Annotated in this window: 20 protein-coding genes and 1 pseudogene; 11 read left to right on the forward strand and 10 right to left on the reverse strand. The window is 72.8% G+C overall.

Going from position 1 to position 26520, the window contains the following annotated elements; all coding sequences use genetic code 11:
• Both ACIGZJ_RS25730 and xylB read right to left on the reverse strand, forming a co-directional pair.
• The coding region (locus tag ACIGZJ_RS25730; protein ID WP_396459427.1) for an ROK family protein at positions 1–966 on the reverse strand (966 nt) is incomplete at its 3' end.
• Positions 967–978: 12 nt separating this feature from the next.
• Entirely contained in the window at positions 979–2409 is a 1431-nt protein-coding gene (xylB, locus tag ACIGZJ_RS25735) for a xylulokinase (protein ID WP_396459428.1), read from the reverse strand.
• Between the two features lie 96 nt (positions 2410–2505).
• Between xylB and xylA the strand changes: the two genes are divergently transcribed.
• Positions 2506–3678, forward strand: coding sequence for a xylose isomerase (gene xylA / locus ACIGZJ_RS25740; protein ID WP_396459429.1), 1173 nt, complete (start codon positions 2506–2508; stop codon positions 3676–3678).
• A 236-nt stretch (positions 3679–3914) separates the two neighbouring features.
• Here the strand turns inward: xylA and ACIGZJ_RS25745 are convergent, their stop codons facing one another.
• The gene (locus tag ACIGZJ_RS25745; RefSeq protein WP_396459430.1) at positions 3915–4247 is read right to left on the reverse strand and encodes a hypothetical protein; all 333 of its coding nucleotides are present in this window, start codon (positions 4245–4247) and stop codon (positions 3915–3917) included.
• Between the two features lie 138 nt (positions 4248–4385).
• Here ACIGZJ_RS25745 and ACIGZJ_RS25750 point away from each other — a divergent pair, with 138 nt between their 5' ends.
• On the forward strand, positions 4386–4778 hold the full coding sequence (locus tag ACIGZJ_RS25750) for a hypothetical protein (protein ID WP_396459431.1): 393 nt from the start codon (positions 4386–4388) through the stop codon (positions 4776–4778).
• 55 nt (positions 4779–4833) lie between these two features.
• Here ACIGZJ_RS25750 and ACIGZJ_RS25755 read toward each other — a convergent pair.
• The 5 genes and pseudogenes from ACIGZJ_RS25755 to ACIGZJ_RS25775 form a co-directional block, all read right to left on the reverse strand.
• A pseudogene (locus ACIGZJ_RS25755) lies at positions 4834–5860 on the reverse strand (aldose epimerase family protein).
• Between the two features lie 171 nt (positions 5861–6031).
• On the reverse strand, positions 6032–7540 hold the full coding sequence (araA, locus tag ACIGZJ_RS25760) for an L-arabinose isomerase (protein ID WP_396459432.1): 1509 nt from the start codon (positions 7538–7540) through the stop codon (positions 6032–6034).
• Positions 7541–7551: 11 nt separating this feature from the next.
• On the reverse strand, positions 7552–8220 hold the full coding sequence (locus ACIGZJ_RS25765; protein ID WP_396459433.1) for an L-ribulose-5-phosphate 4-epimerase: 669 nt from the start codon (positions 8218–8220) through the stop codon (positions 7552–7554).
• A complete protein-coding gene (locus tag ACIGZJ_RS25770) occupies positions 8217–9914 on the reverse strand; it encodes a ribulokinase (protein WP_396459434.1) in 1698 nt (565 codons plus the stop codon). The genes ACIGZJ_RS25765 and ACIGZJ_RS25770 overlap by 4 nt, the downstream gene beginning before the upstream one ends.
• A 311-nt stretch (positions 9915–10225) precedes the next feature.
• A complete protein-coding gene (locus tag ACIGZJ_RS25775) occupies positions 10226–11257 on the reverse strand; it encodes a LacI family DNA-binding transcriptional regulator (RefSeq protein ID WP_396459435.1) in 1032 nt (343 codons plus the stop codon).
• A gap of 1349 nt (positions 11258–12606) precedes the next feature.
• On the opposite strand from ACIGZJ_RS25775, the gene chvE reads away from it, so the two are divergent.
• The 3 genes from chvE (at position 12607) to mmsB (ending at position 16615) form a co-directional block, all read left to right on the forward strand.
• The gene (gene chvE, locus ACIGZJ_RS25780) at positions 12607–13701 is read left to right on the forward strand and encodes a multiple monosaccharide ABC transporter substrate-binding protein (protein ID WP_396459436.1); all 1095 of its coding nucleotides are present in this window, start codon (positions 12607–12609) and stop codon (positions 13699–13701) included.
• A gap of 127 nt (positions 13702–13828) precedes the next feature.
• On the forward strand, positions 13829–15376 hold the full coding sequence (gene mmsA / locus ACIGZJ_RS25785) for a multiple monosaccharide ABC transporter ATP-binding protein (protein WP_396459437.1): 1548 nt from the start codon (positions 13829–13831) through the stop codon (positions 15374–15376).
• A 3-nt stretch (positions 15377–15379) separates the two neighbouring features.
• Positions 15380–16615, forward strand: a complete 1236-nt coding sequence (mmsB, locus tag ACIGZJ_RS25790) for a multiple monosaccharide ABC transporter permease (protein ID WP_396459438.1) — start codon at positions 15380–15382, stop codon at positions 16613–16615.
• A gap of 190 nt (positions 16616–16805) precedes the next feature.
• On the opposite strand, the gene ACIGZJ_RS25795 is transcribed toward mmsB, so the two are convergent.
• Both ACIGZJ_RS25795 and ACIGZJ_RS25800 read right to left on the reverse strand, forming a co-directional pair.
• Positions 16806–18293, reverse strand: a complete 1488-nt coding sequence (locus tag ACIGZJ_RS25795) for a SulP family inorganic anion transporter (RefSeq protein WP_396459439.1) — start codon at positions 18291–18293, stop codon at positions 16806–16808.
• Positions 18294–18428: 135 nt separating this feature from the next.
• Positions 18429–19031 carry a carbonic anhydrase gene (locus tag ACIGZJ_RS25800; RefSeq protein WP_396459440.1) on the reverse strand — a complete coding sequence of 201 codons (603 nt, stop codon included), beginning with the start codon at positions 19029–19031 and terminating at the stop codon, positions 18429–18431.
• 569 nt (positions 19032–19600) lie between these two features.
• Here ACIGZJ_RS25800 and ACIGZJ_RS25805 point away from each other — a divergent pair.
• The 6 genes from ACIGZJ_RS25805 (at position 19601) to ACIGZJ_RS25830 (ending at position 26303) form a co-directional block, all read left to right on the forward strand.
• Positions 19601–20656, forward strand: coding sequence for an expansin EXLX1 family cellulose-binding protein (locus ACIGZJ_RS25805; protein WP_396459441.1), 1056 nt, complete (start codon positions 19601–19603; stop codon positions 20654–20656).
• A gap of 131 nt (positions 20657–20787) precedes the next feature.
• Positions 20788–21318: a SigE family RNA polymerase sigma factor gene (locus ACIGZJ_RS25810; RefSeq protein ID WP_396459442.1), complete on the forward strand. Its 531-nt coding sequence runs from the start codon at positions 20788–20790 to the stop codon at positions 21316–21318.
• Positions 21315–22100 (forward strand): hypothetical protein, encoded by a 786-nt coding sequence (locus ACIGZJ_RS25815; protein WP_396459443.1) that lies wholly within the window; start codon positions 21315–21317, stop codon positions 22098–22100. Before ACIGZJ_RS25810 ends, ACIGZJ_RS25815 begins: the two co-directional genes overlap by 4 nt.
• 391 nt (positions 22101–22491) lie before the next feature.
• Complete coding sequence (locus ACIGZJ_RS25820) at positions 22492–22692, forward strand: hypothetical protein (RefSeq protein ID WP_396459444.1); 201 nt, start codon at positions 22492–22494, stop codon at positions 22690–22692.
• Between the two features lie 258 nt (positions 22693–22950).
• Positions 22951–24507: a cellulase family glycosylhydrolase gene (locus ACIGZJ_RS25825; RefSeq protein WP_396459445.1), complete on the forward strand. Its 1557-nt coding sequence runs from the start codon at positions 22951–22953 to the stop codon at positions 24505–24507.
• Positions 24508–24551: 44 nt separating this feature from the next.
• Positions 24552–26303, forward strand: coding sequence for a glycoside hydrolase family 6 protein (locus tag ACIGZJ_RS25830; protein ID WP_396459518.1), 1752 nt, complete (start codon positions 24552–24554; stop codon positions 26301–26303).
• The last annotated feature ends 217 nt before the right edge of the window (positions 26304–26520 follow it).

A 26520-nucleotide genomic window follows, 5' to 3' on the forward strand; every position in this document is an offset into this window, starting at 1 on the left:
GGCCCGGGGGCCGGCCGCGGGCCCCCCGCTGCCGCGGGGCCCGGGGCCGCCGGTGCGGGCCCGGCCCGGGCGGCCGCGGCGGGGGGCCGGTGGCCCGGCCCCCCCCCCCACGGCCGCCTCGCCCGCGTACTGCTCAAGGCAACCGCGGGCGCCGCAGGCGCACTCGACGCCGTCCGGCCGGATGGGGATGTGGCCGAGTTCGCCGGCGAAGCCGCGGGCGCCCCGGAACAGCCGCCCGTCGATGACCAGGGCGGCGCCGATCCCGGTCTCGGCGGAGACGTGGACGAAGGTCTCCACGGCCGGCTCGGCGCTCCAGTACTCGGCCAGCGCCCCGAGGTTGGCCTCGTTCTCCGGTTCGGGCACGGTGTCCGGGTCGGGCCAGTGGTCGGTGAGCCGGACGCCGTGCCAGCCGAGGTTGGGCGCGCGCTCGACCAGTGCGCCCGGCCCGTTGGGCACCACCCCGGGCACGGCCAGGACGCGGCCCTCGACCCGCAGTCCGAGGCCGGCGGCCTCGGCCTCCGCCTCGGCGGCCAGCGCGGCGACCTCCGCCAGTACCTGCCCGGCCGGCCGGCCCGCGTTGGCCCGTTCCACCCGGCGCCACACCCGCGGCTCGCCGCGCAGGTCCACCACGCACGCGCCCAGGTGGGTGACGCCTATCTCCAGGCCGAGACCGGCGGGGCCCTCGTCGATCACCGACAGTGCGCGTCCCGGGCGACCGACCCGCCCGTCGGGCGGGATCTCCGCCTCGGCCAGCGCACCCCGCCCGATCAGCTCGTCGACCAGCGACGAGACGGCCGCCCTCGTCAGGCCGACGCGTCCGGCGACGTCCGCACGGGACAGCGGGCGGGACAGCGAGCCGTGCGCGGCCACCGCGCCGAGGACGACCGAGAGGTTCCGCCGTCGCATGTCCTGTTGCGACGCGGGCCCGTTCCCCGGGCTGCTCTTCGCCTTGCCGACCACTGTCACGCGCCGCTCCTCCTACCGGTCCTCGGCCGGAGCGCCCTGCAAGGCCCCGGCCCGACGCAGGGTATCCCCGATCCGGATCAGGGCGTCCTCGTCCCGCTTCACCGGCTCCAGCACGGGGCCCCGCGCCGTCTTCCAGCGGCGGGCTACGGCGTCGGCCGCCTCGCCGGTGAGCAGCGCGGCGGCCTGGGCGGCGGCGCCGAGCGCGACCAGTTCCTCTGCGTCGGGCACCTGGACCGCGCGGCCCGAGAGCCGCAGGACGGTCCGCTGCCAGGCCTGGCCGCGGGCGCCGCCTCCGATCAGCAGCAGCGGCTCGTCGCCGGCCGGGTCCGCGCCGCCCGCGCGCAGCACGCCGTCCAGGGCGGCGAGCAGGGCGTGGGCGGCGCCGTCGTAGGCGGCCTGCAGCAGCTGCCCCGGGGTGGTGTCGTGGCGCAGCCCGTGGACCAGGCCGGAGGAGTCCGGGAGGTCCGGTGTCCGCTCGCCGTCGAGGTAGGGCAGGACGACCGCGGTGCCGCCGTCCTCGACCTCCTCGCGGCCGCGTCCGAGCAGGGCGGCGAAGCGGTCGACGGCGAGGGTGCAGTTGAGCGTGCAGGCGAGCGGCAGCCAGCCGCCGAGGGCGTCGGCGAAGCCGGCCACGGTGCCGCTCGGGTCGGCGGGCCTGGTCCGGCCGACGGCGTAGACGGTGCCGGAGGTGCCGAGGCTGAGCACCGGCTGTCCGGGGAGCAGGCCGAGGCCGAGGGCGGCGGCCATGTTGTCGCCGGTGCCGGTGGCCACCGGTGTGCCCTCGCGCAGCGGCGTCCCCGGGCGCACGACACCGGCCCGGCTGCCCGGGACCAGGACCTCGGGCAGCAGGCCCGGGTCGAGGCCGATCCGGGCGAGGACGTCCCGGTCGTAGCCGTCCGGACCCCACCAGCCGGTTCCCGAGGCGTCGCCCCGGTCGGTGACCGCCGCCCCGGTCAGCCGCTCGGTCAGGAAGTCGTGGGGCAGTCGGACGGCCGCTGTGCGCTCCGCGGCGGCGGGCTCGTGGGCGCGCAGCCAGGCCCACTTGGCGGCGGTGAAGGCGGCGGTGGGCACGCTGCCGGTGCGGCGGGCGAGTTCCGCGGCACCGATCGCGGCCTTCAGCCCGGCGGCCTGGGGGGCGGACCGGACGTCGTTCCAGAGCAGCGCCGGGCGGACCGGTGCCCCGGCCGCGTCCAGGGTGACCAGGCCGTGCTGCTGGCCGGCGATCGAGACGGCGGCCGCGCGGTCCGCCCAGCCGGTTCCCGCCGCGGCCTCCCCGAGCGCCTGCCACCACTGCTCGGGGCCGCTCTCGCGACCGGCGCCCGTGCTGACGGTGTGCGGGGCGCGGCCCCGGCCCAGGACGGTGCCGGTGTCGAGGTCGACGGCGAGCGCCTTGGTGGACTGGGTGGAGCTGTCGAAGCCGATCACGACGCGCTGTTCAGCCATGCGTTCCTCCGGTGGGGTTCCTTCTGACGTTCCGGCATACTAATTTGTTGAGAGCCCTGACAAACACCCCTTCGGCACTGAACCCGGAGCCGCTTCATGTCCAGCGACACCCTCACCCCCACCCCCGCGCACAAGTTCACCTTCGGTCTGTGGACCGTCGGCTGGCAGGGTCGCGACCCCTTCGGCGACGCGACCCGCCCCGCCCTCGACCCGGTCGAGACCGTGCAGCGACTGGCCGCACTCGGCGCCTACGGCGTCACCTTCCACGACGACGACCTGATCCCCTTCGGAGCCGGCGAGGCCACCCGCGAGCAGACCGTCAAGCGGTTCCGCGCCGCGCTGGACGGCGCCGGGCTGACGGTCCCGATGGCGACCACCAACCTGTTCACCCACCCGGTCTTCAAGGACGGCGCCTTCACCGCCAACGACCGCGACGTACGGCGCTACGCGCTGCGCAAGACGATCCGCAACATCGACCTGGCGGCCGAGCTCGGCGCCTCGGTCTACGTCGCCTGGGGCGGGCGCGAGGGTGCCGAGTCCGGCGCGGCCAAGGACGTGCGCACCGCGCTCGACCGGCTGAAGGAGGCCTTCGACCTGCTGGGCGAGTACGTCGAGCAGCAGGGCTACGACCTGCGGTTCGCGATCGAGCCCAAGCCCAACGAGCCGCGCGGCGACATCCTGCTGCCCACGGTCGGCCACGCCCTGGCGTTCATCAACGCTCTGGAGCGGCCCGACCGGGTCGGTCTCAACCCCGAGGTCGGCCACGAGCAGATGGCCGGGCTCAACTTCCCGCACGGCATCGCCCAGGCCCTGTGGCACGGCAAGCTGTTCCACATCGACCTCAACGGCCAGTCCGGCATCAAGTACGACCAGGACCTGCGCTTCGGCGCGGGCGACCTGCGGCAGGCCTTCTGGCTGGTCGACCTGCTGGAGTCCGCCGGTTACGACGGCCCGCGGCACTTCGACTTCAAGCCGCCGCGCACCGAGGACTTCGACGGCGTCTGGGCCTCGGCGGCCGGCTGCATGCGCAACTACCTGCTGCTGGCCGAGCGTTCCCGCGCCTTCCGGGCCGACCCGCAGGTGCAGGCCGCGCTCGCCGCCTCCCGGCTGCCCGAACTCGCCCTCCCCACGGCCGAGGACGGCCTGGCCGGGCTGCTCGCGGACACCTCCGCCTTCGAGGAGTTCGACGTCGACGCCGCCGCCCTGCGCGGCATGGCCTTCGAGCAGCTGGACCAGCTGGCCCTCGAACACCTCCTCGGCGCCCGCTGAACCACGTGCACCCGCCGAGCCGGGCTGTTCCACCGGCACGGCCCGGCTCTCGCTGCCACGCCGCCCGCCGCTCCGATCGGACGGAGCAGCGGGCCCGGCACGGACGCCGGTGACGCCCCGGCAGCTCCCCCGGGCGAGTTCTCGCAGGTCCGTACCCTGCGCAGCCTGCTTGAGCACGTAGCGTCGGGGGCTCGCCGGAGCCCGGCGGAAGGTTCGTGACCATGCGCGAAGCCTGATCACGCGTGCGGAAGCCGAAGCCGATGAGGATGACGCTCTCTCCGGCACCGAGGGGCGTCCGGCTGCGGCGGTACGTCCAGCGGCGACCGCCAGTGGTCGGCGTCGTCGAGGAGCGCGTCGGCCATGGCCGTGAACGCCGTCCGCCAGTCGGCGGCGGACAGGCCGGACTCGGTGGCCGGGTACCCGAAGCGGCCGTCCTCCGGGGCCAGGGTGTGCAGCCGCGCGGTGATCGCGCCCAGTCTTCGGCGAAGCAGGGCCTCCGTTCCGGCGGGAAGCTGCTCCGACCTGTCCCAACGATCCCCCTCCGGGACGGACAGGACGATGAACGCCACGAGACCGCCCCGCCGCGCCTGACGGCGGCCGCGGGCGCGTGGTACGACGAGTTCGGCAACCTGCCCGCGGACCTCCCGCTGCGTGCCGTACCCGGCGGTCCGCCGGCGTTTCCGGCGGGCGCGACCGCGACCCGCTGGGTGGAGGGCCTCACCGCCACCGATGCCATCGAGCCGGCCGGCTACGACCACCCGCACTTCGGCCGCTGGTCCGCCGTCACCACCCGGGCCCACGGCGCCGGCCGGGTGACGTGCGTCGGAACGGTGCCCGGGCGCGACCTGGCCCGGGCGCTGGCCGCCTGGCTGGCCCCCGCGCCCGCCAGTGGCTGGCGCGACCTGCCCGCGTCCGTCACCACGACCACCGGGACGGCCCCGGACGGGCGCCGCGTCCACGTGGTGCACGACTGGAGCCGGCAGCCCACCCGGGACCAGGCCCCGGTGGACCTGACCGACGTGCTGGGCGGTGCCTCGGTGCCCGCCGGCGGGCCGGTCGACCTCGGTGCCTGGGACGTCCGGGTCTTCGTCGCGTCCTGAGCACGAAACGGGGGCGGCGGGCCCGGTCGGCCCGCCGCCCCCGTTCGTTTCTCCCCTACTCCGCGGAGAAGCGGTACACCGTCCTCGACCGGTACTGCTCCCCCGGACGCAGGACGGTGGAGGGGTACTCGGGCCGGTTGGGCGAGTCGGGGAAGTGCTGGGTCTCCAGCGCGATGCCCGCGTGGGCGGGATACGGGCGGCCGGAGCGGCCCGACAGCGAGCCGTCGAAGTGGTTGCCGGTGTAGACCTGGATGCCCGGCTCCGTCGTCATGCACTCGACGCGGCGGCCGCTGGCCGGGTGGCTCAGGATGGCGGCGCGCCGGTACCCGGTGCCGTCGAGCACCCAGTTGTGGTCGAAACCGCGGCCGGCCCGGTGGATCTGCCCGTGCTCCTCGGCGATGCAGGTGCCGAGCCTCCGGGCCCGGCGGAGGTCGAACGGCGTGCCGGCCACGGGCTCGACCGGGCCGAGCGGTATCAGCTCCCCGTCCACGGGCAGGTACCTGCCGGCCTCGACCCGGAGCAGGTGGTCGAGCACCGTGCCGCTGCCCTCGCCCGCCAGGTTGAAGTAGGCGTGGTTGGTGGAGGTTGACGACCGTGGGGGCGTCCGTGACGGCGCCGTAGGTGATCGAGAGCTCCCCGTCGGGATCGAGCAGGTACGTCACATCGGCGGTGACGGTCCCCGGGAACCCCTGGTCCCCGGCGGGGCTGCGGGTACGGAAGCGGACGCCGACCCGCCGGTCCGCCCGGACCGGCACACCGTCCCAGAGGCGGGTGGCGAAGCCGTCCGGACCACCGTGCAGGGTGTGCCCGGTGGGCTGGGTGGCCAGCCGGTGCGTCGTGCCGTCGAGGGGCAGCACACCGCCGGCGATCCGGTTGGCGTAGCGGCCGACGATCGCGCCTAGGTACGCCGCCCGGCCGAGCAGGTCCTCCACGCTGCCGCCGCCGAGGACCACATTGGCCCTCCGCCCGGCACGGTCCGGCACGTTCAGGGTCTGGAGGCGGGCCCCCAGGCTGAGCACCTCGGCCGTCACCCCGGTCCGGGAACCGAACGTCCAGCGGGTGATGCGCCGGCCGTCCGGCATGGCCGCGGCGACCTCCTGGGCCACCGTCAGGTCACCGGAGGAGACGAGTGTGTCTCTGGGCACGGGCTTCGCTCCGTTCGAGGGAGTGTGGGAAAGGGGTGCGGAAGGGGGCACGGAAAAGGGCGACGCCCGCCGGGCCGGCGGGCGTCGTCGCGCAGGGGACCGCAAGGATCACAGACCCCGGGCCAGCCGGTGGTAGGCCTGGTTCCAGCGCAGCTCCTTGGTGAAGCGGCGGATCGTGGTGTCGTCGTCGATCACCAGGAGTTCGACTCCGAGCATCTCGGCGAGGTCGTCGAGCTCCTCGGTGCCGAGTGCCGCGGAGAGCACGGTGTGGTGCGGCGCGCCGGCCGTCAGCCAGGCCTCGGCAGAGGTCTGCAGGTCCGGACGCGGCCTCCAGACGGCCCGGGCGACGGGCAGGTTGGGCAGCGGCTCCGGTGCCGGAACGACGTCGACCTCGTTGGCGACCAGCCGGAAGCGGTCGCCCAGGTCGGCGAGGCCGACCACGACGGCCGGGCCGGGTTCGGCGTCGAAGACCAGCCGGACCGGGTCCTCGCGCCCGCCGATGCCGAGCGGGTGGACCTCGCACGAGGGGGTGCCGGCGGAGATGCTCGGACAGACCTCCAGCATGTGCGCGCCGAGGATCAGCTCGCTGCCGAAATCCAGGTGGTAGGTGTAGTCCTCCATGAACGAGGTGCCGCCCGGCAGTCCGGCGGCGGCCGCCTTGAGGGTGCGCAGCAGGGTCGCGGTCTTCCAGTCGCCCTCGCCGCCGAAGCCGTAGCCGTCGGCCATCAGCCGCTGCACCGCCAGGCCGGGCAGCTGGCGCAGCCCGCCGAGGTCCTCGAAGTTGGTGGTGAAGGCCTTGAATCCGCCCTGCTCCAGGAAGCCGCGCAGGCCGAGCTCGATGCGGGCGGCGTAGCGCAGTGACTCGTGGCGCTCCCCGCCGGCCCGCAGTTCGGGCGCGAGGCGGTAGCCGTCCTCGTACTCCTTGGTCAGTTCGGTGACGTCGCCCTCGTCGGCCGCGTCCACCGCGTCCACCAGGTCGTTGACGCCGTAGGTGTTGACGGAGACCCCGAGCCGCAGCTGGGCCTCCACCTTGTCCCCCTCGGTGACGGCCACGTCGCGCATGTTGTCGCCGAAGCGTGCGAGCTTGAGGCCGGCGAGTTCGGCGCGGCCGGCCGCGGCGCGGACCCAGGCGGCGACCCTGGCGGCCACGGTCGGTTCGCTGACGTGTCCGGCGACGGTCTTGCGGGCGACTCCGAGGCGGGACTGGATGTAGCCGAACTCGCGGTCGCCGTGGGCCGCCTGGTTCAGGTTCATGAAGTCCATGTCGATGGACTGCCAGGGCAGTTCGACGTTGGCCTGGGTGTGCAGGTGGAGCAGCGGCTTGCGCAGGGCGTCGAGCCCGGCGATCCACATCTTGGCCGGGGAGAAGGTGTGCATCCAGGCGATCAGGCCGATGCAGTCGTCCGCGGAGTTGGCCTCCAGGCAGATTCGGCGGATGGCGCCCGCGTCGGTGAGGACGGGCTTCCAGACGATCTCGACCGGTACGGCGGAGTCGCGGTTCAGGGTTTCGGCGATCCGCTGGGACTGCTCGGCGACCTGGCGCAGCGTGTCCTCGCCGTACAGGCCCTGGCTGCCGGTCAGGAACCAGACCTCGCGGCCTTCGAGTGGCTTGGTCATGGGGTGGCTCCTCACCGGCCCTGGGGCTGGCCGTAGACGTTCTGGTAGCGGAAGTTGAGACGGTCGATGTCCGCTTGGGCGATCGGCAGCGGTTCGCCGAGCTGGCGGGAGAGGTGGACGGTCCGGGCGACGTCCTCGCACATCACGGCGGCCTTGACCGCCGCCTTGGCGTCCTTGCCGATGGTGAAGACACCGTGGTTCTGCATCAGGACGGCGGGCGAGCGGTGGCCCTTGAGGATGTCCACGATGCCCCGGCCGATCGAGTCGTCGCCGATCAGGGCGAAGGGGCCGACCGGGATCTCGGCGCCGAACTCGTCCGCCATCGCGGTGAGGACGCAGGGCACGGCCTCGCCGCGGGCCGCCCAGGCGCAGGCGTAGGTGGAGTGGGTGTGGACCACGCCACCGACCTCGGGCAGGTGGCGGTAGACGTAGGCGTGCGCGGCGGTGTCGGAGGAGGGCGCGTGGTCGCCCTCGACGACGTTGCCGTCCAGGTCGCAGACGATCATGTTCTGTGGCGACAGGTCGTCGTAGGAGACGCCGCTGGGCTTGATCACCAGCAGGTCCTCGCCGGGGACGCGGGCGGAGACGTTGCCGGCGGTCCAGACCACCAAGCCGTAGCGGACCAGTTCCTGGTGGAGGTCGCCGACCTGGCGGCGGACGGCGTCGATGGTCGCGTTCACAAGGCCTCGCTCGTGGTCGTGAGGGCGGCGTTCCGGATGTCGCGCAGGCGGTGCAGGAGCTTGTCGGCGCCCCGGCCGAAGTGGTCGTGCAGGGCGCGGTACTCGGCGAAGAGCAGGTCGTAGGTGTCCGCGGCGGCCTGGTCCGGCCGGTAGGCGCCCGGCTGCACCCGGCCCATCGCATCGGCCGCGGTCCGTACGTCCGGATACGCCCCGGCGGCGACGGCCGCGTGGATCGCGGAGCCGAGGGCCGGCCCCTGCTCGGACTCCGCGACCGAGACCGGGCGGCGCAGCACGTCGGCGTAGATCTGCATCAGCAGGGCGTTCTTCTTGAGGCCGCCGGTGACGACGAACTCGGTGACGGGGACGCCGCCCTGTTCCAGGGCTTCGACGATGACGCGGGTGCCGAAGGCGGTGGCCTCCAGCAGGGCGCGGTAGATCTCCTCGGGGCGGGTGGCCAGGGTGAGTCCGACGATCACTCCGGACAGGTGGTGGTCGACCAGGGTGGAGCGGTTGCCGTTCATCCAGTCGAGCGCCACGAGTCCGTGCGCGCCGACGGGTTGGCCGGCGGCCTTGCGGGTGAGGAGCCGGTGCAGGTCCTCGCCGTTCGCCTCGGCCTCGGCCAGGTAGTCGGCGGGCACGCCCTGGCGCAGCCACCAGGCGAAGATGTCGCCGACGGCGCTCTGGCCGGCCTCGTAGCCGTAGGAGCCGGTGACGATGCCGTCCTCGACCACTCCGCAGATGCCGGGGACGTCGGCGAGGGTGGCACCGTTGACGACGTGGCAGGTGGACGTGCCCATGATGGCCAGGAGTCGGCCGTTGTCGACGGCCCGGGCGGCCGGCGCGGCGACGTGGGCGTCGACGTTGCCGGCGGCGACGGGCGTGCCGGCGGGCAGACCGGTCCACTCCGCGGCCTGCGCGGTGAGCCCGCCCACTCGGGAGCCGAGCGGGGAGAGCGGGTGCTCCAGGCGGGCGCGGGCGAAGTCCGCGAAGTCCGGGTGGAGCGCGGCGAGGTACTCCTCGCTCGGGTAACTCCCGTCCTGGTGGATGCCCTTGTAGCCGGTGGTGCAGGTGTTGCGGCTCTCGGCGCCGGTGAGCTGCCAGACGATCCAGTCTGCGGCCTCGATCCAGCGCGCGGTCGCGGTGTAGACGGCCTGGTCCTCCTCCAGTACCTGGAGGGCCTTCGCGTACTGCCACTCGGCGGAGATCCGGCCGCCGTAGCGGGAGATCCACTTCTCGGCACGGGCGTGGGCCAGGGCGTTGATCCGGTCCGCCTGGGGCTGCGCGGCGTGGTGCTTCCAGAGCTTGGGCCAGGCGTGCGGGCGGGACGCCCAGGCGTCCGTCTCGGCCAGCGGGGTGCCGTCCGCGAGCACGGGGAGGACGGTGCAGGCGGTGAAGTCGGTGGCGATGCCGATGACGTGGGCGGGGTCGACGCCGGCGGCGGCGAGCGCGGCCGGGACGGCGGTACGCAGCACCTCGCGCCAGTCCGCCGGGTGCTGCAGCGCCCAGTCGGGCGGCAACGCCTGGCCGGTGCCGGGCAGTTCGCGTTCGATGACGGCGTGCGGGTAGTCGTGGACGGCGGTGCCCAGCTCCTCGCCGTCCCGGACGCGTACCACCACGGCGCGGCCGGAGAGGGTACCGAAGTCGACGCCGACGACGTAGCGGTCCGGGTCGGGGGCGGCAGGGATCACGGTCACTTCCTCATCCTTCGTACGGGAGGCCTGCGTTGTTGCCTGTCGCCGGTGCGGTCTCAACCAGGGCAGGGCGGTTCGCGCCGGCGACAGGCGTCGTTCCGCTGCCTCTCCCTCTGGAGGCCGGAACGGGTGTCCGTCGGCCGGGCGCACAGAAGCGGGATGGGTGGCCCGGCCGACGGAGCGGGGAAAGCGTTGCTGTTAACGCTCACATGAATTGTTAGCGCTAACAAACGTGCTGTCAAGGGAGGTTCTGCGCGGTCGGAGCGCGGCCTTCGAGGCGCGTGTGCACCGCGGACCGGATCCCGGCTGCCCGTTCAGCTCCCGATGACCGGGCCCACGCTGCGTCGCAGCACCAGCTCCGGGGAGATCTGCACATGGGCCGACGATGGCCTGGCACCCTCCAGCTCCCCGACGAGCAGTTCCAGGGCCCGTCTGCCGAGTTCGCCGAAGTCCTGGCGCACGGTGGTCAGCGGCGGAATGAAGTACGCGGACTCCGGAATGTCGTCGAAGCCGACCACACTGATCTCGTCCGGGACCGACCGGCCGGCCTCGTGCAGGGCACGCAACAGGCCGAGGGCCATGTGGTCGTTCGCACAGAAGACGGCGGTGACGTCGCGCAGTCCGGCGATCCGCAGCCCCGCCTGGTAGCCCGAGCGGGCGCTCCAGTCGCCACGCTCCACCTCGGGCACGGGGGCTCCGGCCGCCCGCAACGTCAGCCGCCACCCCTCCTCCCGGTCCTGGCTCTCCAGCCAGTTGGCCGGCCCCGCCAGGTGGTGCACCGTGCGGTGCCCCAGGTCGAGCAGGTGCCCGGTGGCCTCGCCGGCACCGTAGCGGTTGCCCACCGACACCATCGGCACCCGGGTCTGATTGCCCGAACCGACCGCGACGAGCGGCACGGAGCTGGAGAGCCGGGCCACCGCGCTGACGGCGGAGATCTGCGGCGCGATCACCACGACGCCCTCCACCCCCTGGTCGCGCAGCCGGTCGACGGCCTCCTGGACCGAACGGCCGTCAAGGGAGCGCAGGCTCGTCACGCTGACGAAGTACCCGGCACTGCGCGCGGCCCGCTCGATGCCGTCCAGCATCGACGCCGGGCCGTACAGGGCCGAGTCGAAGCTGACCACCCCGAGGGTCTGCGAGCGCCGGGTGACCAGCGCACGGGCGGCGGAGTTGGGCCGGTAGTCGAGCTCCCGTATGGCCGCCAGCACCCGGTCCCGGGTGTCGGGCCGCACGTGCGGGGCGCCGTTGAGCACCCGGGACACCGTCTGGTGGGACACCCCGGCCAGTTTCGCCACGTCCGCCATCACCGGCTGCCGTGATTCCGTCCCGGCGCTCTCGGTTCCCACTCGCAGTCCCCTCCTCGGCTGCGGACCACAGTACGCGACCAGGTCCAGGCCAATCCGTCACCCTCGGTCCAACCGGCGGCTTCTCTTGATACCAGCCCCACCGGGCACTCACATCTGCCGACATTGCCAAGTTAACGCTCACAGCCGCGCCATGGAGGTGATTGCCGAGATCACCGGCCCGCACCCCCACCTCGACGGCACCCGGTGAGCGGTCCGACACCCAGCGCGTTCGGGCCGGGAGCGGGGCGGTGGGCGGCAGCGCCGCCGGGCCGGCCCCGTGGCGACGGGCCGCCACGCCAAGGCGTTCGACCTCCGCTCCGGGACCACCTCCTCCCCGCGCGGGGCGGCATCCACCGCGCGCGGTCCACGACCCCGCCGGGCGAGGGGGACGTACTGCGCCGGTCACCGAGGCGGGATTCGCCCCCGGCATTCGCGCCGGAACGGATCCGGTACGCCCCGGACCGCCGCCACCACGACGCCGCTACCCGGCCGCCGCCACGGCGCGAGTACCGCACCGCACCCCCGAACCCCCGCGGCGCACCGATCCGAGCACGGCATACCGGCCGCCTCACCCGAGAAGGCCGCGGCGAAACATCGGCGATGTTAGCGATAACAATGCATCGCATCGCCATGGTACTGCCACTCCCGACAGTCGTCGGCGAGGTGAACTTCCGACCTCCTTCGAAATGATCCCGAGCGGCTCTCCATGAAAGTGGCCGCCGGGCCGAAATCCGGGGCCCTTCCGGTCTCTCGTCAGCCTTTTCCCGCCACCCCCCGGTCGCGCGAGAAGGCAGGCGGCCGCTCTCTCCCCCGGCGGCGACCGGAAGGGTTCCCCTTTCCCCGGACGTCGACGCCATTTCGAGCGTCCGCCGAATTTCCGCCTCGGCGCCCATTCAGCGGCATTCCCGCCGCGCGGATCCGCAGCATGGATCCGGACGCGCAGCACCCGCGGGAACCGCTCCGCCGCCGGCCGACGACCAGCCCCTGCCGGATCCGACATCACGGACGCCCGGGCCACCGCGCGTCGGGGCGGTCACCTCGATCGCGAACTCGACATTCCCTCGCAATTCACCGGTCATCCACCCGATCGCCGCAGGGCGGCCACCTCTCCGGCGGGCACACACACGGCCGGACCGGCCGACGGAACGCCGGGACCCAACAATGATCCCGCACCTCTTGACGCCGCCCTTGTGAGCGTTAACACTTCATGTCACGCCAGGCCAGAGCTACCGCAGCCCGCTATTCCACAGCACCGGGAACCGCTCCGGCCGGCCCCCGCCCGACCGCTCCCGGTCGCCCGACCAGGGCCGCCCTGTGCCGGTCGCGGAACATCATCACTGGAGGAACTTGTGCGGAAGCTTTCAGCGGGCCTCGTCGCGGCGGGCCTGACGCTCTCGCTCGCGGCCTGCGGCCAGAGCGCCAACGGCGCCGGCGACGGGACGTCCAAGGGCGACGCCAAGGGCGGGCTCGTGGGCATCGCGATGCCGACCAAGTCGTCGGAGCGCTGGATCAACGACGGCACCAACATGGTCAAGGAGTTCCAGGCCAAGGGCTACAAGACCGACCTGCAGTACGGCGACAACGTGGTCGAGAACCAGGTCTCCCAGGTGGAGAACATGATCACCAAGGGCGCCAAGCTGCTGGTGATCGCCGCCATCGACGGCTCCTCCCTCACCAACGTGCTGCAGAAGGCCGCCGACGCGCACATCCCGGTCATCTCCTACGACCGGCTGATCCGGGGCACCCAGAACGTCGACTACTACGCGACCTTCGACAACTACAAGGTCGGCGTCCTCCAGGGCAGCTACATCGCCGACAAGCTCGGACTCAAGGACGGCAAGGGCCCGTTCAACATCGAGCTGTTCGCCGGCTCGCCGGACGACAACAACGCCACCTTCTTCTTCAACGGGGCGATGAGCGTCCTCAAGCCGTACCTGGACCAGAAGAAGCTGGTCGTGCAGAGCGGCCAGACCAACTTCAACCAGGTCGCCACGCTGCGCTGGGACGGCGCCCTCGCCCAGTCCCGGATGGACAACCTGCTGAGCAAGGCCTACACCGGCACCGACGTCGACGCCGTGCTGTCGCCGTACGACGGCATCTCGATCGGCATCCTCTCCTCGCTCAAGGCCGTCGGCTACGGCACGGCCAAGTCGCTGCCCGTCGTCACGGGCCAGGACGGCGAGCTGGCCTCGGTGAAGTCGATCATCGCGGGCGAGCAGACCCAGACCGTCTACAAGGACACCCGCCAACTCGCCAGGGCCGCCGTCCAGATGGGCGACGCGCTGCTGACCGGCGGGAAGCCCGAGGTCAACGACACCAGCCAGTACAACAACGGCGTCAAGACCGTCCCGGCGCAGCTGCTCCAGCCGGTCAGTGTCGACAAGGACAACTACCAGAAGGTCCTGGTCGAGAGCGGCCAGTACACCGCGGACCAGCTCAAGTAGCCCGTGGGGCCCGGTCGACGGGCCCCACGCCGAACCGGCGGTGCGGCACCCGGGAGCGCCCCGCGACCCGGGCTCGCCCGGGCCCCCTCCCCCACCGCACCGCCCCGAACGATACGGACGCACAACCATGGCTGGACCCGTTCTCGAAATGCGGTCGATCAGCAAGTCGTTCCCCGGCGTCAAGGCGCTCTCCGAGGTCAACCTGAGCGTGGCCGCCGGTGAGGTGCACGCCATCTGCGGCGAGAACGGCGCCGGCAAGTCCACCCTGATGAAGGTGCTCAGCGGCGTCTACCCGCACGGCGGCTACGAGGGCGAGATCCTCTTCGAGGGCGAGCCCTGCCGCTTCAAGGACATCCGGGCCAGCGAGCAACGCGGCATCGCCATCATCCACCAGGAACTGGCCCTGGTGCCGTACCTGTCCATCGCCGAGAACGTCTTCCTGGGCAACGAGCACGCCACCCGGGGCATCATCAGCTGGCACCGCACGCTCACCCACGCCGCCGAACTGCTGCGCCAGGTCGGCCTGGCCGAGAGCCCGCACACCCGGGTCGCGGACCTCGGCGTGGGCAAGCAGCAGCTGGTCGAGATCGCCAAGGCGCTCGCCAAGAAGGTCAAGCTGCTCATCCTGGACGAGCCGACCGCCGCGCTGAACGACGAGGACAGCCGCAAGCTCCTCGACCTGATCCTGGAGCTCAAGGCGCAGGGCATCTCCTGCATCATCATCTCGCACAAGCTGAACGAGATCACCAGGGTGGCCGACGCCGTCACCATCCTGCGCGACGGACGGACCATCGAGACCATCGCGATCGGCCCGGAGGGCATCTCCGAGGACCGGATCATCCGCGGCATGGTCGGCCGGGACCTGGAACACCGCTACCCCGAACGCACTCCCGAGGTCGGCGAGATCGCCTTCGAGGTCGAGGACTGGACCGTCCGGCACCCGATCGACCAGCAGCGCACCGTGGTGGACGGCGCCTCGCTGAACGTCCGGCGCGGCGAGATCGTCGGCATCGCCGGGCTGATGGGCGCCGGCCGCACGGAACTCGCGATGAGCGTCTTCGGCCGCTCGTACGGGCGGTGGAGCGGCGGGCGGGTGCGGCTGCACGGCCGGGAGATCCGCACCCGGACGGTGCCGGAGGCGATCGGGCACGGCCTCGCCTACGTCACCGAGGACCGCAAGCACCTCGGCCTGAACCTCATCGACGACATCAGCCGGAACATCTCGCTGAGCGCGCTCGGCAAGGTCGCCCGGTTCGGCCGGGTCGACCGGCACGCGGAGACCAAGGTCGCCGAATCGTTCCGGCGGACGATGAACATCAAGGCCCCGACGGTGTTCACCCGGACCGGCACCCTCAGCGGCGGCAACCAGCAGAAGGTCGTCCTCAGCAAGTGGATCTTCGCCGAACCGGAGGTGCTGATCCTCGACGAGCCCACCCGGGGCATCGACATCGGCGCCAAGGCGGAGATCTACACCGTCATCGCCGAGCTGGCCGCCCAGGGCAAGGCCGTGCTCGTCATCTCGTCCGAACTCCCCGAACTCCTGGGCCTGTGCGACCGGATCTACACCATGGCCGAAGGCCGGATCACCGGCGAGGTCGCCCGCGCCGACGCCACCCAGGAAAACCTCATGCGGCTCATGACCATGAGCACCGCATCCAGCAACGAGCAGGTGTGAGGCATGGCCCCGACCGAGATCATCCCGGATTCGTCCCCGAAGGCGCCGCAGGCCGGCCCGAGCCCCTCCATCGGCTCCGCCCTGGCCGGCGCGCTGCGCGGCAACGTGCGCCAGTACGGCATGCTCGTCGCCCTCGCGCTGATCGTGCTGCTGTTCCAGATCTGGACGGACGGCATCCTGCTCCAGCCGCTCAACATCACCAACCTGATCCAGCAGAACGGCTACATCCTCATCCTGGCCATCGGGATGATGATCGTCATCATCGCGGGGCACATCGACCTCTCGGTCGGATCGCTCGCGGCCTTCGTCGGGGCCGCCGCCGCCGTGATGATGGTCAAGCACCACATGCCCTGGCCGGTGGCCCTGCTCGTGGCGCTGGTGATCGGCGCCCTCGCCGGCGCCTGGCAGGGCTTCTGGATCGCCTACCTCGGGATCCCCTCCTTCATCGTCACCCTGGCGGGCATGCTGCTGTTCCGGGGCGGCACCCAGATCATCCTGCAGGGCCAGTCGGTCGCCCCGTTCCCCAAGGGCTTCCAGAACATCAGCAGCGGCTTCCTCCCCGAGGTCGGCCCGCACACCAACTACCACAACCTCACCCTGCTGCTGGGCTTCGCGGTGCTCGCCGTCGCCGTCCTCCAGGAGCTGCGCGGGCGGCGCCAGACCGCCTCGTACGGGCTGGAGGTGCTCCCGCTCGGGCTGTTCCTGGCCAAGCTCGCCGTGATCACGGCGGCCGTGCTGGCGTTCACGCTGCTGCTGGCCAGCTACCACGGCGTGCCGATCGTCCTGCTGATCCTCGGCGCCCTGTTGGTCGGCTTCGGCTACCTGATGCGCAACTCGATCATCGGCCGCCACACCTACGCGATCGGCGGCAACGAGGCCGCGGCCAAGCTGTCCGGGGTGAAGAGCAAGCGCGTCGTCTTCCTCGCCTTCACCACCATGGGCGTGCTCGCGGCACTCGCCGGACTGGTCTTCGCGGCGCGGCTCAACGCCGGCACGCCGCAGGCCGGCATCAACTTCGAGCTGGAGGCCATCGCCGCCGCCTTCATCGGCGGCGCCTCCGCCAGCGGCGGCGTGGGCACCGTCCTCGGCGCGATCATCGGAGGCCTGGTCCTGGGCGTGCTGAACAACGGGATGTCGCTCGTCGGCGTCGGCACCGACTACCAGCAGGTCATCAAGGGTCTGGTGCTCCTCGCGGCCGTCGGCTTCGACGTCTACAACAAGCGCAAGGCCGGTTCCTGACCAGCCCGGACCCGATCCGCCCCTGAGCGCGGGCGGAAACGACACCCGGTCGCGGGAAGGCCGAAGGGGTGCCTCTCGGCGAGGGGCACCCCTTTTGCCGGACGGTCGTTCGGGATTCAGCGGGCCCCTTGCCGAACCGTCAGTCCACAGCACCGGACGGCCCGCCCACACGCCGGCGGCGGTCCTCCGCTCAGGCCGCCACGGCCGGGAGCCCCACCAACTCGGCGCAGCCGCTGCGGTTGTGGCGCTCCTGCCACAGTTCCAGGGCGCTGCGGCAGGCGTGGTCGAGGTGGCGCACGCCGGAGAGGTCGAGCCTGACGGGGCGGTCCGCGGGCAGTTCCTCCAGGGATTCCAAGGTCTCCAGCAACCGGGGCAGCCGGAGGAAGGTGGCGTTCCCGTGCAGGGTCACCCGGACGACACCCTCGGCCGAATCGGTGACCGCGATCTGCAGGTGCGAGGTGTCCCAGGCGCTCTTGAGCACCGCGAGGAGCAGGCCGAGCAGCACACCTTCGAGCAGGTTGGTCACCACGATGGCCAGGGCGGTGACCGTCAGGATCGCCGCCTCGCCACGATCGGCCCGCCAGAGCGGGCGCAGCGTGCGGACCGGGACCAGCTTGGCGCCCGCGTGCACCAGCACGCCGGCCAGGGCCGCGAGCGGGATGGCGGAGAGCGCGGCCGGGAACAGCGCGGCGAAGAGCAGCAGCCACAGTCCGTGCAGCACCCGGGAGGCCTTGGTGCGGGCGCCGGCCTGTACGTTGGCGGCGCTGCGCACGATCACGGCGGTCATCGGGAGTGCGCCGAGGAGTCCGCAGACGGTGTTGCCGACGCCCTGGGCGAGCAGTTCACGGTCGTAGTCCGTGCGCGGGCCGTCGTGGAGGCGGTCGACGGCCGCCGCGCTGAACAGGCTCTCGGCGGAGGCGATCAGCGCGAACGCGAGCGCCGTGCCGAGGACCCCGACGCTGCCGAGCGCCGCGAGGTCGGAGCCGCCGGGCAGGTGGACCACCCCGGCGAGGCCGGCCACCCGGACCCGGGCGACGGGCAGGTCGAACAGGGCGGTGGCGGCCGTCGCGGCGGCGACGGCGGCGAGCGGTGCGGGCACCGTCCGGACCCGGGCGGGCAGGCGCGGCCAGAGCAGCAGGACCGCCACCGTCCCGGCGCCGATCGCGACGGCGGCGAGGGCGTGCGGGCTCCTGGCGACCTCGGCGGCCAGGCCCGGGAGGCCGGCCAGTTTGGCCAGGCCGCCGGAGGGGCCCTTGGCGTCGGCCAGGGCGTAGAGCTGACCGGCGATCAGGACGAGGCCGATCCCGGCGAGCATCCCCTGGACGACGGAGACGGATATCGCCCGGAACAGTCGGCCGAGTCGGGCCGCTCCCATGGCGAGTTGGAGCAGGCCGGCCGCGGCGGTGATGAGGCCGAGGGTGGCGAGGCCGTGTTCCTGGACGGCGGCGAAGACCAGCACGGTCAGGCCGGCGGCGGGGCCGGACACCTGGAGGCTGCTGCCGGGCATCAGCCCGGTCACCACGCCGCCCACGATGCCGGTGATCAGGCCGAGTTCGGCCGGCACGCCGGAGGCGACGGCGACGCCCACGCACAGCGGGAGCGCGACCAGGAAGACGACGACGGAAGCGGGGAGGTCGGAGCGCAGAGTGCTCAGCCGAAGGGCGGGACGACGGGTCATCGGGTCCTCGGGAGAGTAGCGGTGCGGACGGTGTCGGTCCGGAGGGTGGTGGTGGCGGCGCCGCGGCGCGCGGGGCGGGCAGGAGTGTGAGCGTTCACCGGCGCGGCTTCGGGTCGCGGCGGCTTCACTGCGGCTTCACAGCGGGAGAAAGAGGCCGGTGTCGGGCCGGTGGGCGAGCACCAGCCCGGTGTGGATCTCGTAGAACCAGCCGTGCAGCCGGATCCCGCCCTCCCGCAGGCGCCGGGCCACGGCCGGGTAGCCGCGCAGCCGGTCCAACTGGGCGAGGACGTGGCGCTGCACGGGCCCGGCGACCGTGGGATCGAACACGTCGGTCCCGTCCGCGCCGAGTTCGGCCGGGTCGGCCTGGCGCAACCACGCGCGGACGGCGGGCACGACGCTGAGGTCCTCTCGGCGGACCACGGCGCCGACGGCACCGCAGTGCGAGTGGCCGCACACCACGATGTCGCGGACGCCGAGCACCTCGACGGCGTACTCGATGGTGGCGGTCTCGCCCGAGGCGGGCTCGTCCTGGTAGGCGGGGACGATGTTGCCCGCGGTGCGGAGCTCGAAGAGGTCGCCGGGGTCGGCGTTGGTGATCAGCGCGGGCACCACGCGCGAGTCGGAGCAGGTGATGAAGAGGGCCTGGGGTGCCTGGCCGGCGGCGAGGCCGGTGAGTTCCCGGCCGGTGTCGCCGGCGCGCTGCGGGAAGGCGCGGGCCCGGTCGATGAGCGGATCCATGGGGGTTGCTGCCTCCTTCGTGTCCCCGGCGGCTTCGGCCGGAGGGGCGGTGGACGGGGCGGTGCCTCGGAAGCGTGCGCTCCGGGCTGAAGGGTGCGTCAGTACGACGGGCGCAGCACGCCGCTGGGCCGCGTCGCCATCGGGGCCGTTTACTGCGACCTGATGGTTCGTCAAGAACGAGTAAAGCACGGACATGGGAAGAGTAAAGAAGCGTTCCGGGCGCAATTTGTGCCGATCTCGTTAACATCCTGTTGCCCTGACCGGCATGGCGCCTTCCGCTCTGGAAAGCCGACGTCCGGACGTGAGCCGAGCGCGCGAGCCAGACGCGCGAGCCAGACGCGCGAGCCAGACGCGCGAGCCGTCCCGGAGGTCCTCCCGGGCCGACGATCCCCAGCTCGACCGAAAGCGGGCGGCGGAGCCGTCGCCGCCCCGCCCGCGGGCCGGTCGCAGGCCGGTCGCAGGCCGGTCGCGGAAACAACCCGGGCAATCAGCGCCGGAGCGGCAACCTTTCCGGCTTCGGCGGCCACTGAGTGGTGCAACGTCGAGTCGATCTACCGAATTGGACGGACATGAGGGCAACGAAGCACGCCGACCCGCGGGCGCGGCGAAGGCATGGACCTGCCGTGGGCATTCCGCTGGTACTGGCGGCCGTCGGGGCGCTGGTGTGCCTGGCCCTCGCGCTCCTCCCGGGGAACGGGGGCGGTCCCGGCACCGACGCCGCGCGACCGGTCGCCGCCTCCGGCGCGGCCACCGGCGCGGCCCCCGGGGCGAGCGCACCGCCCGGCACCGTTGCCCCGGCCGAGGCCGCGCCCTCGGCGGGCACCAACCCCACGCCCTCGGCGCCGCCGTCCCCGGTCACCAGCCTCCCTCCCTCGGCAACCGGTGCACCGTCGCCGTCGCCGTCGGCCACCCCCGCGGCCACCCCCGCGGCGCGGCCGTCGGCCGCCACCCCGTCCCCCTCCGCCGCCACCAGCAGCGCCCGCACGGCTCCCTCCGCCGATTCCCCGGCCGGCCGGATCAAGCCGGGCACGAGCCACCCCGGCATCGCCACGTCCTACGACGCGGCCGACGGCAACGGCGCCTGTTCGTTCGGCCCGTCCGGCGATCTCATGGTCGCGGCGATGAACCACACCGACTACGAGTCGTCCCGGGCCTGTGGAGCCCACGTGCTCGTCCGTGCCGCCAACGGGGCGAGCATCACGGTGCGGATCGTCAACGAGTGCCCGCTGCCCTGCGCGCCCGGGCAGCTCGACCTGAGCCACGAGGCCTTCTCCAAGCTCGCCGAGCTCTCGGTGGGCCGGCTCCCGATCACCTGGACGCTGCTGAGCCCCGGAACGGCGCCGGACACCATGTCGATCCGGTACAAGGACGGGTCCAGCCAGTGGTGGTGCGGGATCCAGGTGATCGGCCACCGGAACCCGGTGGCCACACTGGAGGTGCGGACCGGCGGCGGCTGGCGGCAGCTGCCCCGCACCGAGTACAACTACTTCCTCTCCCCCGACGGCACCGGATGCGGCGGATCGATCAGGGTCACCGACCTCTACGGTGAGCAACTGACCGTCGACGGGCTCACGGTGAAGCCGGACGTCGTCCAGCCGACCCGCGTGCAGTTCGCCCGGCATTGACCGCCCCCGTCGCGCCCCGGCGCCCGGTCGTGCCGCTCCGGGGCGGGCACGGCCCCGCCCCGGAAACGGGCACTGCTAGGCTCACGCCGATTGTTAACGCTCACATTGCAGGGAGAGGACGACCGGGGGAAATGCTCCTCGATGACACGTCCGCGGAGTTCCACGACTTCTTCGACCGCCACTACGCCGAACTCGCCCGTCTCGCCCACCTCCTCACCGGCGAGGCGGACGCGGCCGACGACCTCGCCGCGGACGCCCTGATCGCGCTGTGGCAACGCTGGGACCGGCTCCGCGCGGCCGACCACCCGATCGCCTACGCCCGCGGGGTGGTCGCCAACATGGCCCGGGAGCGGATCCGCAGCGCGGTCCGCGAACGGCGCCGGATCCTGCTGTTCTGGACCCGCGGCCCCGAGAAGGCCGACGGACCGGACGTGGCAGCCGTGCTGGACGTCCGTGCGGCGCTCGCCCGGCTACCGTTCCGCAAGCGGGCGTGCGTGGTGCTGCGGCACGCCTTCGACCTCTCGGAGAAGGACACCGCCGCGGCGCTGGGCATATCGGTCGGTACGGTGAAGAGCCAGACCTCGAAGGGGATGGCCGAGCTGGAAAGAGCACTCGGCGCACGAGCGGTCGGCGAACTGACGACAGGAAGGAGGAACCGGTGAACGAGCACATCGCCCGGCAGCTGCGCGAGGCCGCCGACGCCCACCAGCCCGACCGTGCACGGATGCTGGCCCGCGTGCAGCGCGGCGCGGCCGGTCCCGCCGTCCGTCACCGCGCACGATCGGGCCTGCGGTCATGGCCCAGGGTCGCGTTCGCCGCCCTCGCCGCCGCCTGTGCCCTGGCCACCGGTGGACTCGCCGTGGCCGGCATCGCCCCCTGGACCCCGCCGCCGGACACCGCCACCACCGCACCGGCCGCCCCCTCGCCGACGGCCACACCGACGCCGACGCGGTCCGCTCCCCCGAGCGCCGCCCCGGCACCGGCGACCACCGCGCCGCCCACCGCCACCCCGGCGAGCCCTCGCCCGACCCCGTCGGCGAGCAGCCGGCCCCAGAACGGCCCGTTGTGGTCGGAGGGGTCGATCGACCCGCACAGCACCGTCTACTGGGCCCAGAGCAACCTCACCCTCAGGACCACGCGGCCGCTCACCTCGCTCACCGTCGAACTGCGCATCGCGCAGACCGGCGACGTGCGGGACACCGGCAACTGGCGGACCCTGCCCGTGGACGACTTCACCATCACCGTCCAGGAGAGCGGCGGCGCACTGGTCTACCGCTGGGTGCTCAAGCCGGGCCGTACCGTCCCGGCCGGGCAGCACGAGTTCGCCGCCCAGTACAACCACGCCACCGGCGTGCGCGGTACCGCGAACGACGGCTACCGCGTCGACGCCCAGTCCGCGGGCGGCCCCGCCTCCGCCTGGGGAGGCTTCCCGCCGGGCCGTTGAGGGATCGAACGTCCACTCCGGAAGCGGCCCGGGTGCGCGATCACACGGGCCGCTTCCGGCTGTGTGAGCGTGCACACGGGCCGCTCCGGGCGTGTGAGCGCGTACACGGCAACAGGGGGCGAAGAAGATCCTTCCGATCCGCAACGACACCACCGCCGAGCCGGGCAAGGAAGTCCGGAGGAGGTCCGGTCGGAGTGCCCCGGCATGAACGGGGCTGCGGCGATCCGGTGGGCGCCGATCGCGAAGGCGGGTGCCATCGGCAGGCCGCCAGGGGCGGCCAACGGGTCCTGGCGCCACGGCACAGACCGTGCAGCCGAACCCGGCCCGGCGCCGAAGGCGGCCGGCTCGGACGGTCCGCGCCCCTGCCCCGGGCGGCAGGCGGGACGTACGGGTGATCGAGGCCGCCGAGGTCGGGCGGGGCGCGTCCAGCGAAAGCGACCAGTTCCTGCGACAACGCCGAAGCATCGCCTGTCTCGTGTGGCACTCGGGCTCCCGTATCTGGGTGCTGACCCTCGCGGAGGCCTCGGGAACGATCGATCCCGGGCGGCTCGGCCCTCTGACCGCACGGATCGGCCCCCGCCTGCCGCAGTGAGGAGCGGCCACCCGTGGCTGTGCGACGGGTGGCCGCGGACGTTCCACGACAGTGCTTGACCAGTGGGAGCGCTCCCACTGTGAGGGATCGCCGTGAACCGGTCAAGAGGCTTGACGAGTTGAACGCCTCCGCCCACGAATCCCGGCAACTCCTCTTTTCCTTGGCGGCAGTTGGCGCTACGGTCGGTGCCCACCAGTGGGAGCGGTTCCATCAGTCGGCGCGCCGGGAACGGCGTGTCCTCGCTGTAAGGAGTCGCTCATGCGACACCCCCCACCCCTCACGGCGCTGCTGGGCGGCGCGGTCCTCACCCTGGTGAGTGCCGTTTCCGCCGCGGCGGGTGCGGGCCAGGGCACCGCCGTTCCGCCCGGCTGCTCCGTGGCCTACTCCACGGTCAACCAGTGGGACGGCGGCTTCCAGGCATCCGTCGTCATCACCAACAACGCTGCACCGACCAGTGGTTGGAGCCTCGGCTTCGACTTCACCGGCGGCCAGCACCTGACCCAGGGCTGGAGCGCCACCTGGTCCCAGTCCAGCGCCCATGTCACGGCCGCGAACGAGAGCTGGAACGGCTCGCTCGGGGCCGGCGCGAGCGTCAGCCTCGGCTTCACCGCCTCCTGGTCCGGCGCCAACCCCGCGCCGACCGGGTTCACCCTCAACGGCCTTCCCTGCTCCGATGGTTCGGGATCATCCACCGGCCCGACCAGCACCCCCAGCCCGACCGGCACCTCGACCCCGACCACCCCGACCCCGACCACCACCCCGACCGGATCCCCCACCACCACCCCCACCCAGCCCGTCGGCGCGCCCGAACTCGGCGTCAGCGGCACCCGGTTGACCGACCGGAGCGGCGCCACCCGCCGCCTGCTCGGCGTCAACCGCTCCGGCGGCGAGTTCATGTGCGTCCAGGGCCACGGAATCTTCGACGGCCCGGTGGACGACACCGCCGTGCGGGCCATCGCGGACTGGAAGGCCAACGCCGTCCGCATCCCGCTCAACGAGGAGTGCTGGCTCGGCCTGGACAACATCCGGCCCGAGTACCGCGGCGCCGCCTACGTCGGCGCCGTCAAGGAGCTGGTGGCCCGCGTCCTCGCGCACGGAATGACCCCCGTCGTCGAACTCCACTGGACGTACGGCCAGTACACCGGCAACTCGGCGGGCTGCTCGGACGTGCACGCCTCCTGCCAGAAGCCGATGCCGGACGCCCGCTACACCCCGGCCTTCTGGACCTCGGTGGCGAACACCTTCAAGGACGACCCCCGGGTGGTCTTCGACCTGTTCAACGAGCCCTACCCGGACCGGGCCACCGCCACCGCCGAGCAGGCCTGGACCTGCTGGCGCGACGGCGGCACCTGCCCGGGCATCGGCTACGAGGTGGCCGGCATGCAGGACCTCCTGGACGCCGTCCGGGCGACCGGCTCCCGCAACGTCGTGCTCGTCCCCGGGATCGCCTACGCCAACGACCTGAGCGGCTGGCTCGCCCACGCGCCCTCCGACCCGACCGGCCAGCTGGCCGCCGCCTGGCACGTCTACAACTTCAACTCCTGTGCCGACGAGACCTGCTGGAGCTCGACTCTGGCGCCGGTCGCCGCCCGCGTCCCGCTCGTGGCGGGCGAGATCGGCGAGAACACCTGCGGGCACGGGTTCGTCGACCGCGTCATGAAGTGGTCCGACGACCGCGGGCTCTCCTACCTGGGCTGGACCTGGAACACCTGGAACTGCACCTCCGGTCCTGCCCTGATCAGCGGCTACGACGGTACCCCCACCGCCTTCGGCCTCGGACTGCGCGACCACCTTCGCGCCCTCGACGGACACTGAAAGGGACTCCCATGAGCCACCCCACCCGCCCCACTCTCCACCGGATGCGCAGCAGCCGGACCGCCCTGCTCGCCGCCCTCGGCCTGCTGACCGCGACCGGCGCCACCGCCACCGTGCTGTCCACCTCGGCGGGCGCCGCCTCGGCCGGCTGCAAGGTCGACTACCAGGTGTCCAACCAGTGGGACACCGGCTTCGGCGCCAACGTCGCCGTCACCAACACCGGTGACCCGCTGAGCTCCTGGACCCTGGAGTGGACCTTCGCCGGCAACCAGCAGGTCACCCAGGGCTGGAACGCGACCATCAGCCAGTCGGGGGCCGCCGCCACGGCCCGCAACGTCTCGTACAACGGCAGCCTGGCGACCGGCGGTTCCACCTCCTTCGGCTTCAACGGGTCCTACAGCGGCGCCAACCCCGTCCCCACCGCCTTCAAGCTCAACGGCGTGCCCTGCAACGGCGCCACCACGACGCCCACGACGACCCCGACCGATACGCCCACGAGCACGCCCACGAGCACCCCGACCGGCACGCCCACCACCCCGACCGGCACCCGCGTCGACAACCCGTACGCCGGCGCGAAGGTCTACGTGAACCCCGAGTGGTCCGCGCACGCCGCCGCCGAGCCCGGCGGCGCCAAGGTCGCCGGCCAGGCGACCGGCATCTGGCTGGACCGGATCGCCACGATCGCCGGCGCCAACGGCAGGATGGGGCTGCGCGCCCACCTCGACGAGGCGCTGCGCCAGAAGGGCAACGGCGAACTCGTCGTCCAGCTGGTGGTCTACGACCTGCCCGGCCGGGACTGCGCCGCCCTCTCCTCCAACGGCGAACTCGGCCCGGCCGAGATCGACCGGTACAGGACGGAGTTCATCGACCCGATCGCGGCCGTCCTCGCCGACCCCAAGTACGCCGGCCTGCGGATCGTCACCACCGTGGAACTCGACTCGCTGCCGAACCTGGTCACCAACACCACGCCGCGGGCCACCGCCACGCCCACCTGCGACGTGATGAAGGCCAACGGCAACTACATCAAGGGCATCGGCTACGCGCTCAAGAAGCTCGGCGCCATCCCCAACGTGTACAACTACGCCGACGCCGGCCACCACGGCTGGCTCGGCTGGGACGACAACCTCGGCCCCTCCGCCGAGCTGTTCAAGCAGGCGGCGACCGCCGAAGGCTCCACCGTCGCCAACGTCCACGGCTTCATCGTCAACACCGCGAACTACAGCACGCTCAAGGAGAACAACTTCACCATCGACGACAGCGTCAACGGCACCTCCGTCCGCCAGTCCTCGTGGGTGGACTGGAACCGCTACGTCGACGAGCTCTCCTACGCGCAGGGGCTGCGGGCCAAGCTGGTCTCGCTGGGCTTCGACCCCAAGCTCGGCATGCTGATCGACACCTCGCGCAACGGCTGGGGCGGCACCGCCCGGCCGGCCGGGCCCGGGCCGCGGACCGGCGTCGACGCCTATGTCGACGGCGGGCGCTACGACCGGCGGCTGAACACCGGGAACTGGTGCAACCAGGCGGGCGCGGGCCTCGGGGAGCGGCCGCAGGCGGCCCCGGCCCCGGGAATCGACGCGTACGTCTGGATGAAGCCTCCGGGCGAGTCGGACGGGGCCAGCAAGCAGATCCCCAACAACGACGGCAAGGGCTTCGACGGGATGTGCGACCCGGCGTACACCGGCAACCCGCGCAACAACAACCACAGGTCCGGTGCGCTGCCGGACGCGCCGCTGTCCGGCGAGTGGTTCTCCGCCCAGTTCCAGGAGCTGCTGAAGAACGCCTACCCGGCGCTGTGACGCGGAGTTGAGCACCCCGGCCGTCCGGAGCCCCGCGCGGCTCCGGACGGCCGGCGGCTCAGGACGGCTCAGCGCGGCTCCGGACGGCCAACGCGGCTCAGGACGGCTCCGGACGGCCGGCGGCTCAGGACGGCTCAGCGCGGCTCCGGGCGGCCAACGCGGCTCAGCGCGGCTCCGGACGGCCCAACGCAGCTCAGCGCGGCTCCGGACGGCCCAA

The sequence above is a fragment of the Kitasatospora sp. NPDC052868 genome, assembly GCF_044547105.1.
Classification (GTDB): Bacteria; Actinomycetota; Actinomycetes; order Streptomycetales; family Streptomycetaceae; genus Kitasatospora.